At 41.9% G+C, this 17,345-nt stretch carries 6 protein-coding genes; 5 read left to right on the top strand and 1 reads right to left on the bottom strand.

Annotated features, from left to right (window positions below; translation table 11 throughout):
• Positions 1 to 31: 31 nt before the first annotated feature.
• Entirely contained in the window at positions 32 to 430 is a 399-nt protein-coding gene (locus MHB43_RS19280; protein WP_405117738.1) for a RidA family protein, read from the top strand.
• 120 nt (positions 431 to 550) lie between these two features.
• On the opposite strand, the gene MHB43_RS19275 is transcribed toward MHB43_RS19280, so the two are convergent.
• A complete protein-coding gene (locus MHB43_RS19275; RefSeq protein WP_405117737.1) occupies positions 551 to 1,708 on the bottom strand; it encodes a S8 family peptidase in 1,158 nt (385 codons plus the stop codon).
• A 212-nt stretch (positions 1,709 to 1,920) separates the two neighbouring features.
• Here MHB43_RS19275 and MHB43_RS19270 point away from each other — a divergent pair, with 212 nt between their 5' ends.
• The 4 genes from MHB43_RS19270 (at position 1,921) to MHB43_RS19255 (ending at position 17,320) form a co-directional block, all read left to right on the top strand.
• A complete protein-coding gene (locus MHB43_RS19270; protein WP_405117736.1) occupies positions 1,921 to 2,451 on the top strand; it encodes a GNAT family N-acetyltransferase in 531 nt (176 codons plus the stop codon).
• A gap of 231 nt (positions 2,452 to 2,682) precedes the next feature.
• Positions 2,683 to 3,543 carry a Cof-type HAD-IIB family hydrolase gene (locus MHB43_RS19265; protein ID WP_405117735.1) on the top strand — a complete coding sequence of 287 codons (861 nt, stop codon included), beginning with the start codon at positions 2,683 to 2,685 and terminating at the stop codon, positions 3,541 to 3,543.
• Between the two features lie 408 nt (positions 3,544 to 3,951).
• Entirely contained in the window at positions 3,952 to 5,157 is a 1,206-nt protein-coding gene (fabD, locus tag MHB43_RS19260) for an ACP S-malonyltransferase (RefSeq protein ID WP_405117734.1), read from the top strand.
• 271 nt (positions 5,158 to 5,428) lie between these two features.
• Complete coding sequence (locus MHB43_RS19255) at positions 5,429 to 17,320, top strand: amino acid adenylation domain-containing protein (protein ID WP_405117733.1); 11,892 nt, start codon at positions 5,429 to 5,431, stop codon at positions 17,318 to 17,320.
• Positions 17,321 to 17,345 lie beyond the last annotated feature (25 nt).

Genomic DNA, 17,345 nt, shown 5'->3' with positions numbered 1-17,345 from the left:
GAAAAATCTTAAGAATGATGAGGTAATCCAAATGAATATGGACAAAATTACTAGAACAAATCCAGCAAATATGCCAGCTCCTGTAGGTCAGTACACGCATATTACAAGAATCCCGAGGAATGCAGAGTTATTTGTGACTTCAGGTCAAATTGGAGCAGATCATAATGGACTCTTTCCAGAGAGTTTGAATGAGCAAGTCACTAATACATTTAATAATATTAAAACAGTGCTCGAATCTGAGCGCTTAGATGCTGAACATATTATCAAAGTGAACGTATGGGCAACCGAGGAAATCGATTGGGATTTCTTATATGCCGAGTGGGGACAATTATTTAGTACGGATTATCCTGCAATGACGATTGGATACATTACGGCGTTAGGTCTACCAGAGATTAAAATTGAAATAGAGCTTTGGGCAGCAAAAGTGTAACATCGAATACATTTTAACCAAACGAAGGAGCATCTAACTTACAGATGCCCCTTCGTTTTTTAATTTGTGAAAAATGGAAAGGATATGCCCTGTGTGCAATCATGAGCGATAGTAGGTGTATTATGGCACCTGCAAGCTCTGATAAGCATTCAGTCGACCATATGTCCAGTAGATCCCGGAGCCTGATACCGGATCAGAAGCAAAACACAGCGCATCCCGAATCTGGGCATTTGTTTTCCCTTGTGCAGCGAGAAGTGCAGCCACTCCAGTCACATGTGGGGCAGCCATGGACGTCCCGCTAAGGTAGGCATAGGAACCTCCCAAGTATGTGGATAGAATGGTATCACCCGGTGCAGCCATATCGACCCAGGAACCGTAGTTGGAGAAATTGGATTTGAGATCGGAGGGATTGGTTGAAGCGACGGCAATCACATTGGGATACGATGCGGGTACGATTGGGAAAGAAGTGTTGTCGTTACCGGCTGCGGCAATAATCACAGCTCCTCGATCCCAAGCATACTGTACGGCAGCTTGAAGGAAAGCATTTCCCATTGGCCCACCAAGGCTCAGGTTAACAACCTGTACACCGTTGTTGGCAGCAAAGACAAGCCCGTTACCGACATTACCTATCGTTCCTTGCCCGTTGTTATCCAGTACCCGGAGCGGAACAATGGATGCGAGTGGTGCAGCGCCGGCGATGCCCACTCCATTGTTGGTAACGGAGGCAGCGATCCCGGCTACATGGGTGCCGTGGCCGTTCCCGTCCTCAGGGATATTATCATAATCAACATAATCATAACCGGGAAGGAGCTTCGAGGCCAATTCTGGATGGTTCAACTGTACACCAGTATCGATAATGGCGATTTTGACAGAGCTGTTACTCTGTGTAATATCCCATGCAGCGGGTGCATTGATTTTGGACAGGTTATACTGATAAGGAAAGAAAGGATCATTGGGAGTGAAGGATGCCTCAACGAGGTAATTCGGCTCTGCATGTTCAATAAGCTCATGATCTTTGTAATGTTTCAGCATCCGGTGCATTTTTTTGCGGGATTCCACACGGTACCATCCTAAATCTTCATAGGTCTCAGCGACCTTACATCTCCCTTTTTTGTGAAGTGTGTGCATCTCATCATCTGTTGTACCCTCCTTGAATTGGACTAAGAGCTGCTTGGGAGCGTGAGGGTGAAACCTGCTCTCAGCAAGTTGGTCCAGATAACGATACACGAACACGATTGCTAGCAAAATGAAAGCAAAAACACCTAACCATAACCACATGAGCGTTTATCCCTCCAATATGAATTGTGACACGCCTTATCGTATGCGAACTCTATCAGACGGCGTGGGCACTCTTGCAATTTGGTTAGTAGTGTAGATAGGTTGATAGGAAGGGATAAGTTCGGTAAGATGAGATGAAGAGAGCAGATATTGGCATGAACAAGCTTTAAGGAAGGGGCAAGAAGCAGCTCCTAATACAGAGGATAAGGAATGTGGATTTATTGACACAACTTCAGGGTATACCGACAGTCACACCAGTTCAGGCACACCAGATTCATGATGCCATTGATTTTGCCATGCGTGTGCGCAGAGAAGTGTTTCCGATGATGGATCATACGAAATTGCCTGTGGACTTCGAGCAGTTCAAAGAACATTATCTGGACTCCGATGGTTCGATCTTTCTTGTTGCAATGATGGGGGATGCGGGGATCGTCGGTTCTATTGGGATATTACCATATGATGGACGTATTGAAGCTGTGGATGGTCGATATGCAGCCCAGTCTGCAGCCGAAATAGTAAAATGTTATGTAGATCCTGCGTATCGCAGATACGGCATTGGTTCGATGATGTTAAAGGAACTGGAGAATGTGGTAAAGGATATGCACTATACGACACTGTATTTGCATACACATCGCTTCTTGCCAGGTGCCGTAGATTTTTGGAAACGCCAAGGGTTTACGGTTATTGCTGAACAGGATGATGACTGGCAAACTGTACATATGGACAAGTTGGCTTGTAAGTGACCTTTGGAATTTATTGAAGGAAAATGACATTGTGATGGTAATGGGAAGCTGGAGCTGTTTGTACCGGACGAGGATGAATATTACTATTTTGATACGCGGATTCTTTTGCCGAATTTTTGGAGAAGTTGATCGATCAGCGAACACCACGGAATAGGTAATTTTGTATAAGGAAATGCCTGTCGGCACTCGCTCGGTTAGACATAGACAACATACATGATGGGGGCTAGGCAGATGAACGAAACGAAGCAAAAAATTGTTTTTATTGATATTGATGGCACATTGGTTGACGATGATGGAAACATTCCGTTGTCAGCACAGAAGGCTTGTAGACAGGCCAGAGAGAATGGACATCTGCTCTATTTATGTACAGGCCGATCCAAAGCGGAAATTTATGATTCCATCTGGGATGTCGGATTCGATGGTCTGATTGGTGCAGGTGGGGGTTATGTGGAGTTTGGCAAGGACGTGTTATATCACAAAAGGGTAACAGCGGAAGATGTTCGACATATGGTCGATTTTTTCAATGAAAACGGCATTGACTTCTACCTTGAATCCAATTCGGCATTGTATGCGAGTAACAATCTTCAACCTCACCTGGAACGCCGTATCTATGGCGATGTGGAGAATGACCCTGTAGCCAGAGAGAAGAAGGAGCTGAAACCGCACCCGTTTATTGCCGGATTAACGTATGGTGAGACCGACCTGTACAAGGATGATGTGAATAAGGTATGTTTCTTGGAGAGCTCAGCCATCCCGTTTGAGCGGATCAAGCAAGAGTTTGAAGGAAAATTCGAAGTCATTCAGTGCACTGTGCCGATCTTTGGTGAAGGAAGTGGTGAACTGATGATCCCTGGCATTCACAAAGCCATCGCGATCGCCGATCTGCTGAAGCATCTGGGCATGTCCCAAGAAGATACTTTTGCCATCGGTGATGGCATGAATGATGCCGAGATGTTGGAATTTTGTAACATCGGAATTGCCATGGGTAATGCGAAGCCAGGTCTGAAAGCCATTGCAGATGATATTACTGGAACAGTCGAGGAAGATGGATTGTATCATAGTTTTGTGAAGTATGGATTGATTGAGGGATAAGATAATCCGATTCACACGAAAAAGATGGTAACACACATATCTGAAGGAATTGTCGTTGAACTTGAAATTAGTGTATTCAGATACTTAAGATAATGAGGAATAATAAGAATCGAATGATCAGATCAGAACAAAACAGGCATCTCCGTATTGGAGATGTCTATTTGTCATGTTCAGGCTTCAGTTAATATCCAGTATAGAACTACACTAAATGCCCCGACACAGAGTCCAAAAAGAAGTCCAAAAAGAATCACGTATTTTTTTCCGTTCATAGAAATAGATGACCCTCCTTTTGGCTTTATTTGCATAACTCCCAATGAAAGTTTATTATAAATTTTGAAAACAAGGAATTTATTGGTTTTCAGTTATCGAAGTGCATAAAATATAAAGTTGATACATGGAGGATGCTGGATGAGTAATGTAGCTCTGTTGTTTCCTGGACAAGGTTCTCAGATGGTTGGGATGGGTAGAGACTTTTGGAATAACTTTGATGTAGCTAAGAAGTTATTTGAAGAAGCCAGTGATGCCATTTCTTTCGATTTGAGAAAGTTATGTTTTGAAGGTAGCATGGCTGATTTGACAATGACGATGAATACTCAGCCTGCACTTTTGACTGTTAGTGTCATAGCATATCAGGTGTATATGCAAGAAATAGGGATGGAACCCGCTTATTTGGCTGGGCATAGTTTGGGAGAATTTTCGGCTCTGGTATGCGCTGGTGTTCTATCTTTTCGTGAAGCTATTAAACTTGTGAGACAACGAGGGATCATTATGCACAATGCAGACCCGGATCAGAAAGGTACCATGGCCGCCATTTCAGGTATTCATTTAGATACACTTCAAAACATATGCGAACAAGTTTCCACGATCGAGCGTCCTGCTTGTGTGGCTTGTATGAACGCTGACCAGCAGTTTGTCATTTCGGGACATCGGCACTCTATTCAAGAAATTATTAAAAGGACAGAAGCCCTAAGAACGAAACATTCGTATATCAATGTAAGTGGTCCCTATCATTCACCCATGATGCAAACCGCAGCAGAACAATTCAAAGTTGAATTGGATCAACATCAATATGCTCATGCAAAATACCCGATTATTTCCAATGTTACAGCAGCAGCCTATGAGTCTGATCGATCTGTCGTGGATTACTTAAACATGCAGATGACGATGCCTGTAAGATGGTCAGAGTCTATGCGCTATCTGGTTGCAAATGGGGTTAATGAAGTTATAGAGTTGGGTTCTAAACATGTGTTAGTTAGTCTTATGAGTAAAATAACGAAGCGTATTGTACCTTACTCGCTAAGTCAGCCTTCCGATTTACTAATGCTTACAAATATACAAGAAAGGAAAAATAAACGGTTAACGATTCGTAAAAAGTTGTTATCAGAACTAATGGTAACCGCACTCACTTCACGGAATTATAACCAAGATTCGATATCATATGCCAAAATGGTTGAGCCATTATTTCATCATTTACAACGGGTACAGGAACAAATACACAAGAATGGATACGAACTCAGTGAAGAAGAGATAAATGATGCTCTACAGGTATGTCATTCCATTATTATAGCAAAAAAAATTCCATTGGATGGAACCGCGTTGATTGATGCAATCTAGTACCCGATTTGTGCTTTTGCAAGATCTATATTACAGACAGACTGCCTTTTTATAAGGTAGTCTTTTTGTCCTTTAATGCATCTAAACTTGTTGAAACTTCAGATGTTTGGTATTAAATATGTCAATAACTCCCGAATCAATCTCTATTTTTTTACCATATAGTAACAATAAATTGATTGATTTTACATATATTTCTATGGTAAAATTTTGCTTGAAATATGTGTAAATAATTAGATAAGCATGTTAGAGATGATTCATTTGGAGGAGAGATATGTATACTAATCAGTTTCAAACATTAGTGGATGTTATCAACGACAGAAGTAAAATAACGGACCGTGGTATTCGTTTTATCGACGCGGACAAACGTGAAACTTTTATATCTTATCATCAATTATTTACTGAGGCACAAGGGTATTTAGGTTATCTACAAGCCATCGGAATTAAACCTAAACAAGAAATTATTTTTCAGATTCAAGAAAACAAACGGTTTTTAGTCGCATTCTGGGCTTGTATACTCGGTGGAATGATCCCTATCCCTGTAAGTATTGGTGAAGATGAAGAACAAAACTTGAAAGTATGCCGTATTTGGAATTTGCTAAATAACCCTTTCATGATTGCATCTGAGAAGGTGCTAGATAAAATGAAGAAATTTGTTTTGGAACATGGCATGCTTGATTTCCATCATCAATTAGAAGTCAGAACGGATCTGATCCAAGACACCATATACAATTATGAATCTATTAATAATATAGTTGAACCTCAGTCTGATGACTTGGCATTTATTCAATTCTCTTCTGGATCAACCGGTGATCCCAAAGGCGTGATGCTCACCCATCGAAACCTGATTTATAATACTTGTGCTGCTATTAATGGCACACAAATTAGTTCAAACGATAGTTTTCTCTCCTGGATGCCCCTTACCCATGATATGGGTTTGATTGGATTCCATATCGTACCCCTCGTGGCAGGAATTCATCAATATTTGCTCCCAACGGAACTATTTATTCGCAAACCGATTCTATGGATGAAAAAAGTAAATGAACACAAAGCAACCATACTGTCTTCTCCTAACTTTGGTTATAAATACTTCCTGAATTTCTTTCGCGAAGACAAAGCGGAGGGATGGGATCTGTCATCTGTCCGAGTCATTTATAATGGGGCGGAACCTATATTACCCGAAGTGTGTGATGAATTCCTAAATGTATTGTCAGCATATCACTTAAAGAAAACAGCCATGTTTACCGTATATGGACTAGCAGAGGCCTCTGTTGCCGTCTCCTTTCCCAAGGTAGAAGAAGAGTTTACTGCGGTGTACGTTCACCGGGATCATCTGAACTTGGGGGAGCGTGTCATCGAAGTCGAAAAACATGCTGAACATGTGGCATCATTTGTTGCCGTTGGCGAAGCAATTGATTATTGCCATGTTAGAATTTGCGATGAGGAAATGAACAGTGTTCCCGATTTGGTTATTGGAAAAATTCAAATCAAGGGGGATAACGTCACCCAAGGTTATTATAACAATTCACTAGCAACGGAGAAGTTATTAACGCACGATGGATGGGTGAATACAGGAGATCTGGGTTTCATCATGAAAGGAAAACTGGTTGTAACAGGGCGGGAAAAAGACATTATCTTTATCAATGGTAAAAATGTATATCCCCATGACATTGAACGTGTTGCCATACAATTAGATGATATTGAACTCGGAAGAGTTGCTGCTTGTGGTGTGTATGATTCGAATAGTCAAAGTGAAGAAATTATTGTGTTTGTCGTGTACAAAAAAAAGATCGAATACTTCCTGCCGCTTGTTAAAGAAATCAAAAAACACCTATATAAACATGGGGGATGGAGTGTCAAAGAGGTACTGCCGATTAAAAAATTACCGAAAACAACAAGTGGGAAAATCCAGCGCTATCAGTTGGCCAAGCAGTATGAAGCAGGCAAATTCTCAACAGAATCTGCATTCATCCATGACTGGATCAAGAATGACAATGACAAGTCAAAAGAAAAGGCAGCTGTTTCGGTTCGAGTCATGGAACGTGAATTAACTTCACTATTTTCTGAAGTGCTGGTTGGGAAAAAGGTTGAACTTGAGGATAGCTATTTTGATATGGGTGCAACTTCATTACAGCTGGCCCAAATCGCTGAACGTATAGAACAAAAATATGGAGAAGAGCTTGCTGTTACGGACCTCTTTACCTATCCCTCGATAACTGAATTGGCAGCATATCTGGCTAGAGGTTACAGCGAGACCATGCAAGTCAACAAAACTCAAGAGGATCATACGCCATCCAAAGATATTGCTATTATCGGTATGTCTTTGAATCTCCCTGGTGCATCAAATGCAAGCGATTTTTGGCGTGTTTTGGAAAATGGAACGCATAACATTCGGGACTACCCTGAAAGTCGGATAAAAGACGCTGCGGATTATATACAATCCATGCGAAGTGAATTGAGCGAAGTTCAATGGATCAAAGGTGGTTACTTGGATCAGATTGATCAATTCGACTATTCTTTCTTTGGCATAACCCCAAAAACTGCACAATTTATGGACCCGAATCAAAGGATGTTCTTGCAAACGGCATGGCATACGATTGAAGATGCTGGGTATGCAGGGGAAGGAATCAATGGAAGAAATGTGGGCGTGTACGTGGGGTATTCCAAAGTTGGGTATGATTACGAACGGCTCGTGACGGCGAGTTACCCCGCAGAACTCAAAAATTATATCATTGGAAATTTACCATCTGTACTGGCGAGCAGAATTGCATATTTCCTGAATTTAAAAGGCCCGGCCTTAACAATTGATACCGCTTGTTCCTCCTCACTTGTTGCTGTTCACATGGCATGTAAAGGATTGCTCGCTGGAGACTGTGAAATGGCAATCGCAGGAGGCATTCGAACGGCATTATTACCGATAAGTATCGGACTGGATATGGAATCTCCAGATGCATTGACGAGAACGTTTAGCGAAGATGCCAACGGCACGGGATTTGGCGAAGGTGTTGGGTCGGTCATGTTGAAGCCAATGCAGCAAGCGATTAAGGACGGGGATCATATCTATGGTGTGATTAAGGGAAGTGCGATTAATCAGGATGGCAAGACGGTAGGAATTACAGCACCTAACCCGGAGTCACAGACCAATGTGATCGAACAGGCATGGAAAGAAGCCGGCATTTCTCCTGATACGCTTAACTTTATTGAAGCACACGGAACAGGGACCAAATTAGGTGATCCGGTTGAGTTCAATTCTTTGCGTAAAGCTTTTGAGAAATATACGGATCGGAAACAATTTTGTGCAATCGGATCTGCCAAAGCTAACATTGGACATGGTTTTGAAGCGGCGGGGATCGCTGGATTAATTAAATCTATTCTTATGTTTCAACATAGAAAGATTCCACCATTGGTTCACTTTGACAAGCCTAATCCCCTGCTTAAGTTTGAAGCTTCACCTTTTTATGTGAATCAGGAACTAATGGATTTTGGTGAAAAAGAGGGTCCATTACGATGCGGGGTTAGTTCTTTTGGTTTCAGTGGTACCAATGCGCATGTGGTTCTCGAAGAATATGTTCCTTCCCCAACCGTAGATAAAAGAATGTCCCAAGAGCCTAATCTATTTGTTCTGTCTGCTGCTACGGAACGGGCGCTGGATGAATTGGTCAGAACGTACCATGAATATCTAACCGATCACACGGATGTTTCCATTCAACAAATCTGTTATACAGCCAGTACGGGAAGGGCTAATCTGGATTATCGACTTGCCATTGTAATAACGAGTACACAAGAATTACATGAAAAATTGCATCACATTGCAATGGGAAAGGACAAGCTACCCAATGTCTATTTTGGTTACGCCAAGAAGGACAAGACGCTGGATACCGATCATCTCTATGTTCAGGGAAAGGCAGAATCTTTAAATGAACTCGGTCAGTTATATACACTGGGGGCAGTGATGGATTGGGAAAGATTTTATAATCATGAAGTCATTCGGAAAATTCCATTGCCTCTATATCCATTTGAGCAGAAGCGGTGTTGGATTGAAGTCAAACATACGATACCAGCGGGACATAGTTCAGAGAGGAATGAGGTTCAAATGGAGATGAATACAAACGATATTGAATTAAAGATTAAAACAAGCATCAGTCGTGCATCTGGTTTGAAGTTGGAAGAGCTGGATCATCAAGCTCATTTTCTCCAGATGGGATTGGATTCCATCATTCTTGTGCAAATTCAGAAGGAGATCTCAGAGCTGTTCCGTTTGGATATCCCGATGGAAATGTTTTTTGAAACCCTTACTAATATTAATTCCTTAGTTAAATATGTGTCAGAGAATATAAAGCATCATGATGTATCTGAAAATATAAATAATCAAACAGTTCAGGAGCATGCTGAACAACAAAATCTGGCATCTGTGAACAATATAAACACGGCAAAATCCTCAGGGAATGTGTCGGAACAAATTGTGATGTCTGCAATTCAGCTTATGGAGTCCCAATTAAAAAGTTTGAATGTGCTGTTAGGCGAGCAAATGAATACTGTTCAATCGCCTCTTTTGGAGATGAAACATCATGAAACCAAACCAACCCAAGAGATCCAACCCTATTCGGAATCGAAGGAAGAAAAAAAACCTTTTATACCGTATCAATCGTTGAAGATTCATGAAGAGAGCGGATTATCACCGCTTCAGAACCAGTATGTTGAACAATTTATAGCCAAGTATACCGCAAGAACCAAAGGCTCCAAATTAAAAACAGGCCAAACACGTTTGGTTCATGCGAATAATCGCAATGTGTCCGGATTTCGCTCGTATTGGAAGGAAATGGTATATCCCGTTATTTCAACGCGTGCAGAGGGAGCTAAGTTATGGGATCTGGATGGGAACGAGTATTTGGATCTGACGATGGGATTTGGTGTAAATCTATTTGGCCATAATCCAGCGTTTATACAAAATGTAATAGCAGATAGCCTCAAGGAACAATTGCCTCCATTGGGCCCTATGTCAGACTTGGCAGGAGATGTTGCAGCTAAAATTTCCGAGCTAACAGGTGTAGAACGTGTCGCATTTTATAATTCAGGAACAGAAGCTGTCATGGTTGCACTTCGTTTAGCGCGGGCGGCAACGGGGCGTTCGAAAGTTGTATTATTCTCCGGATCGTATCATGGTACACATGACGGCGTGTTGGGTGTAGCGAATCCTGGGGATGCTTTATCGTCTGCAATGCCTATGGCTCCTGGTATTGTAAATAGCGCTATGGAAGATTTGATTATTCTTAATTATAACCATCCGCAATCCCTGGATATGATTCAGAACCTGGGTGATGAATTGGCTGCTGTGCTTGTAGAGCCGGTGCAAAGTCGAAGACCTGATGTACAGCCAACACAATTCTTACGGGAACTTAGAGAAATAACAAATCAATTTGGGACTGCACTTATTTTCGATGAAGTCATCACTGGATTTAGAATTGGTCTGGGTGGAGCACAGGATTGGTTTGGGGTTAAAGCAGATTTGGTTACCTATGGAAAAGTGGTCGGTGGCGGGCTGCCTATTGGCATAGTCGCCGGTAAGGCTGAATTTATGAATCCGGTAGATGGTGGAACCTGGAACTTTAATGATGATTCTTACCCTTCCGATGCAGATAAGAAAACGTTTGTCGGCGGAACCTTCTGTACACACCCTCTTACGATGAGAGTGATGTTAACGGTACTACAGTATCTTCAATCTGAAGCAGAAACGTTATATAAGGAATTAAATGAAAAAACCAATTATCTTGTAAAAGAATTAAATGCGTTTTTCAAAACAGCGAATGTACCGATGCAAATGGTGAACTATGGATCTTTATTTCGATTTATATCATTTGGAGATATGGAATTATTCTTCTACCATTTAATCTATAAAGGTTTATATATTTGGGAAGGCCGTAACTGTTTTATATCGACTGTGCATTCCATGGGTGACATGGATACGATAATCAGAATCGTGAAAGAGACGATCCATGAACTACGCGAGTGGGGGTTTATCCCTGGTGAATCGCCTGTTTCGGAATATCCGCTCTCTTTAGAGCAAAAACAATTATTGTTGACTTCATTACATGGTGAAGATGCGAATGCTGCATTATATCAGAGTGTTATTTTAAAAATGACAGGTGGAATAAAGCCCTCCACACTGGATCAGGCCGTGAATCAGATCGCACAGCGTCATGAAACTCTGAGAACAGTCATTCATGCCGATCGTGAAACACAACAAATCAGATCCGTAATGGAATTTCAATGTACATGGTTGGATTTCTCGGCATATGCGGGTGAGGATCAAGAACGGGAAATTTCCAATTGGTTATCTGCCGATGCAAATGAATCCTTCAATTTACAGTCTGGGGAACCTCTATTTAGAATCACCTTGCTTAAAAAGGCAACTGATCAATACCTTATGGTGCTGACATTTCATCATATTGTTGTAGATGGCTGGTCGATTGCTGTATTCATTCAAGAGTTGGAACATACCTATTCTGCTCTGGTCCGAGGAGTTCCGGTTCAATTACCTGAAGCCACTCCATTCCGTGAGTATTTAAGCTGGCAACGACTTGAACATGAAAAAGGGTCATTTACCGAAGGAGTCCAGTTCTGGAAAGAACAATTTTCCTTATCCTATCCCAACATTACACTTCCAACGGCACCGTCCGATGATGTGCCCAAGGGATATGACGGTGAAAGATATTCCATCAAGCTGGATCATCAATTAACAGAGTCATTGCGAACGTTAAGCATCAATAATAAGAGCAGTTTGTTTGTAACGATGTTTGCAGCGTTTCATTTATATTTGCATCAACTAACAGGGCAGTCTCACCTTGTCATCGGCGTGCCTACAGCGGGTCAGTCTCACATGCGAAAAAATGCGCTGATTGGCAACTGTGTCAACATTGTACCTGTTCATCATGCCTTGTTAACGAAGCAATCCGTTGTAGACCATGTTCTTCAGCTCAAGGAAACGCTGGCTCTAGTCATGAAGCATCAGCATGTTCCATTGACCCTCGTATCCGAACAGCTTGCTCATATGACTGCACCGGATACCCGGATTTTATTCAATATGGACAGAACGATTCATCATCTTCAATTTGAAAATATCAAGACTGAATTCATGTCGTATCCGATCAAACATATTTCTTACGATTTGTTTCTTAATATTACGGATGTTAGCCATGAATTGTACCTGGATTTTGATTACAATACCGATCTCATTGGACCTGAGATGATGAAACTGTGGTCTGAAGGATTTAAAGGTTTGCTGCAACATATGGTGAGTCATCCAGAGGCTGAAATCTCGTCTTTGACGTTGTTCTCATCCGAGCAACAGGATCAATTACAAGAGATGTACAATCGGTTTGTTACGGAGCGTCTTCCTCACGTTAATCATGCAGCCATATTCGAGTCTCCAGTCAATGACGTGGAGAAAAAGCTGGCCTTGATCTGGGAGGACGTATTATCCCTCGATCAAGTGGGGAGACATGATCACTTCTTTGATCTCGGAGGTAACTCGCTCAAGGCGACTGTAATGTTATCCAAGGTACATGAGCAGTTTCAACACAAAATTTCAATCGTTCAGTTCTTCCAAAACCAACGTCTGAAAGAGCTTGCCAGTCTGATTACAGGCGAGAACGAGGAAACATTCATTCCGATTAAGGCATTGGACGTCAAGGAATTTTATGAGACGTCATCTGCACAACAACGGATCTACTTTTTGGATCAATTTGAGCCGAATAGTGTGTTTCAGAACATGTGCGGTCATATCACGGTCACAGGAAATATCAATGAAGCTAAATTGATTTCGTCATTGGAACAAATCGTGCACCGTCACGAAGCTTTTCGCACCAGTTTCCAACTCATAGATGGAGAGCTATACCAAAGTATCGCCCCAACGATTGATTTTGAAGTGAAACGAACTCAGAAAAGCCCTGATTCATTCGAACAACATGTTAAGACGTTTGCCAAACCATTTGATTGCTCCAAAGCGCCGCTAATACGTGCCGAATTCATTCGTATAGGCGATGATCATGCAGAGATCCTCATTGAGATGCATCATATTATATCGGACGGATATTCCGTTGGCATTCTTGCGAATGAACTGATTGATGCGTATGACGGAAGAAGCATGTCAGAAATTGAGGTTGAGTACAAAGACTTTGCAGCTTGGCAGAAAGAATTTCTGGCGGGAGAGTCTTATAAGCAGCAAGAAAAATATTGGCTGGATCAATTCAAAGGAGAACTCCCGAACCTTAATCTGCCTACTGATTTTGTTCGGACACCTCAGTTGACTTCGGCAGGTTCAAGATTGTCATTTGTGTTGGACGCACACTTGAAGCAGTCGCTGGAGAAGCTTGCGAAACAAACGGGAACTACGATGTTTATGGTGTTATTGGCAGCGTATAATATGCTGCTTCATCAATATACGGATCAAGAAGATATGATTGTAGGCACGCCAACATCAGGAAGAAACCATCCGGATGTCGAGAATATGATAGGTGTCTTTATCCAGACGGTAGCGATTCGATCACAGCCGGTGGGGAATAAGTCGTTTCGATCCTATCTCGAGGAAATTAAAAAACAATCCCTGGATGCATTGGATAACCAGGACTATCTTTTTGACAATCTTGTAGAGAAATTAAACACACATCGGGATACCACCGGGACAGCACTTTTTAATACAATGTATATCTTTTTAAATACCGCGTTGAATCAACGGCAAGAACAGGATTGCAGCTTTAAAGTTAGAGAATTAAATGTCGGTGTATCGTTGTATGATCTGATGTTCATCGTTGAGGATGATAACGAGTGTCTGGAAATGCACTTTAATTACAAGACGGAGCTGTTTGAACGGGATACCATCGACAGGATGAAAACACATCTGTTCAACATCCTCAGAGACATTGTGATCGAACCTGATATAGCCTTGTCCGATATTCAAATGCTGTCTGAACATGAGCAGAACGTTCTTTTATATGACTTTAATGATACCAACATAGAATATTCCCGGGATCAGACCATCCAGGAGTTATTCGAAGCACAGGTGGAACGTACACCCGATCAATTAGCCGTGGCTTTTGGAGATGAGCAATGGACGTATCGTCAATTGAATGAACGGGCGAATCAGTTGGCATATACGCTTAGAGCTGAGGGAGTGCAGCAGGATCAATTTGTAGGTATTCTGACAGATCGTTCGATTGATATGATCGTTGGCATCTTTGGCATTCTAAAAGCAGGTGGGGCGTATGTACCGATTGATCCGGATTCTCCTGAAGAGCGTATCCGGTACATCTTGCATGATTCGGGGGCAACGTTGTTAGTCACGCAAAGGCATTTGAAGCAGTTGGTATCGTTTAATGGAAAAATGATTGATTTGGACGATGAAGAAACCTATGCAGCTAATCTGTCGAATCTGGAACCGTCAGGGAATTCCGAGCAGTTGGCTTATGTGATCTATACTTCAGGCACAACAGGCATGCCAAAAGGTGTGATGATCGAACATCGTCAGGTTCATCACTTGGTTAAAGCGTTGTACAGTCAAGTTATAGATGATCAGTATAGCGGTTTGCATGTCGCTTTACTTGCGCCTTACTATTTCGATGCATCTGTGAAGCAGATTTTTGGCGCACTGCTGTCAGGACATGCCTTGTTTATTGTAGACAAAGACACGGTACTGGATGGACAAGATTTAATGAATTATTATCAGCACCACCAAATTGATTTGACAGACGGTACGCCTGCACACCTGAAATTACTATCGAAGGCAAAAAACGTTCAAGGCATATCGCTAAAATATATGCTCATTGGCGGTGAAGCTCTTTCTCAGCAAAGTGTAAATGAAATCACATCATTATTTGCTCTCAATCAGATCACGCCGCCAGCCATAGTTAATGTGTACGGTCCAACAGAATGTTGTGTGGATGTTGCGACATACCGTGTACTTCCAGAACACCTGGATACAGCGAATCAACGAGCTCACCTACCGATTGGTCGAACATTAGGAAATAATCGCCTGTATGTATTGAACAAACATGGCAAAGTTCAGCCTGTAGGCGTCGTAGGGGAATTATGTATCTCTGGCGATGGGGTTGGTAGGGGATACTTGAATTTACCTGAGCTGACAGCAGAAAAATTTGTGCGTGATCCGTATGTCCAGGGAGCGACAATGTACAAAACGGGAGATTTGGTGAAATGGCTTCCCGATGGCCATATCGAGTATTTAGGAAGAATGGATCACCAGATTAAAATTCGCGGATACCGGATCGAAGTAGGAGAAGTCGAAGCAGCACTGTTAGATCTAGAGTGTGTGAAAGAAGTTATCGTCATTGCACATAAGGATGACCACGGGGACAAATCGTTATGTGCATACTTTACAGCGGATTCCACGCTGACGGTGGGAGAGTTAAAACAAAACCTCTCTAAGGTGTTGCCGAATTACATGGTTCCAGCCTACTTTATACAATTGGATCACATGCCTCTGACATCGAACGGGAAAATCGATCGCAAATCGCTTCCGAGTCCAGAAGAGAACATACAAACGGGAAGTGAATATATAGAACCCCGAACTGGGGTGGAAAAACAGTTGCTGCCTATTTGGCAGGATGTGCTTGCCGTGAAAAAAATCAGTGTAAAAGACAGTTTTTTTGATGTAGGAGGCAACTCTTTACGTGCGACCAAGCTGGCCGCCAAAATCAATCAAAAGCTGAATATCCGCATATCGGTAAGAAACGTCTTTGAATGGCAGACCATTGAAGAGATGGCTCAATCTATTGAACAAATGGAACAGGAAGTATTAGTGTCCATTCCTCAAGTGGAGGAAAAAGAATATTATCCTATTTCTTCGGCGCAAATGAGAATGTACATTATGAGCATCAAAGCCGGCAAGGAACTCATGTACAACATGTCAGGTATGTTTATGCTGGAGGGATCGCTTGATCGGATCAAATTGGAAGAAGCATTCCAACAATTGATTCATCGTCATGAATCGCTTCGGACTGGATTCAAAGTCATACACGGAGAACCGAAACAGATCGTGTACCCTAAAGTGAACTTTGGAATTGAATTGATCGAGTCAACGGAAGAAGAGATCGAAGATCGAATTGAACAGTTTGTTCGCGCATTTGATCTCGGGCAAGCACCTCTTATGAGGGTGGGACTTATTGAACTTCAGCAGGAGCGTCATGTATTGCTGGTAGATCTGCACCATATCATTGCAGACGGATTATCCGTACATCTTCTGATGACTGAACTTAGCCAGTTCTATAAGGGAGAGGAGCTGTCTCCTCTTCGAATTCAATATAAAGACTATGCTGAATGGCAGCAAATGCAACTTCATAGTGAGTGGATGAAAAAGCAGGAGAAGTATTGGCTTACTGTGTTTGGTGAGAGTATCCCACTATTGGATCTGCCAACAGACTACGAAAGACCTGAAACGCTAAGCTATGCGGGAGATGTATTGGACATTGTTTTGCAAGAAGACATCCTTCCAGGCTTAAGGAACATGGAAATACGGACAGGAACAACGTTATATATGATTCTATTAGCCGCCTATACGATTCTATTATCTAAATACAGCGGGCAAGAAGATATCATTGTAGGCACGCCGATTGCAAGCAGGACACATGCTGAGCTGGAGCCGGTCATGGGGATGTTTGTGAATACACTGGCTATTCGAAATTATCCTGCCGCGGATAAAACATTCACGGAGTATCTGCTGGAAGTGAAAGAAAATATGTTGAACGCTTATGAGAATCAGGATTATCCGTTTGAAGAATTGATTGAGAAAGTAAATATAACCAAAGATGCTCGGCGGAATCCGTTGTTTGACACCATGTTTGTATTGCAGAATACAGATGCTTCAGAGATTCAGATGGATGGAGTAACCTGCAAGCCTTATGCTCCAAATACGAGAGTATCCAAATTCGATTTAACGCTGTATGTTACCGAATTGCAACACAAGTTAGAAGTGGCCTTTGAATACAGTACGATTTTATTTGAGAAAACAACGATTGAAGCGATGTCACAAAATCTGTTGGTCATATTAACAACCATTGCCAACGACCCTCATATTGAAATCAAGAAGATTCAATTGGTTGAAGAATTAATAGATGGGGATACGCTGGCTGATCTAATTGAAGTAGATTTCTTCTAAGCTAACCTAAAAATATAAAGTGATC

The organism is Paenibacillus sp. FSL H8-0317 (assembly GCF_045040685.1).
Classification (GTDB): domain Bacteria; phylum Bacillota; class Bacilli; order Paenibacillales; family Paenibacillaceae; genus Paenibacillus.
Note: the sequence above shows the minus strand (reverse complement) of the source record. Positions and strands in the feature narration are given on the sequence as shown.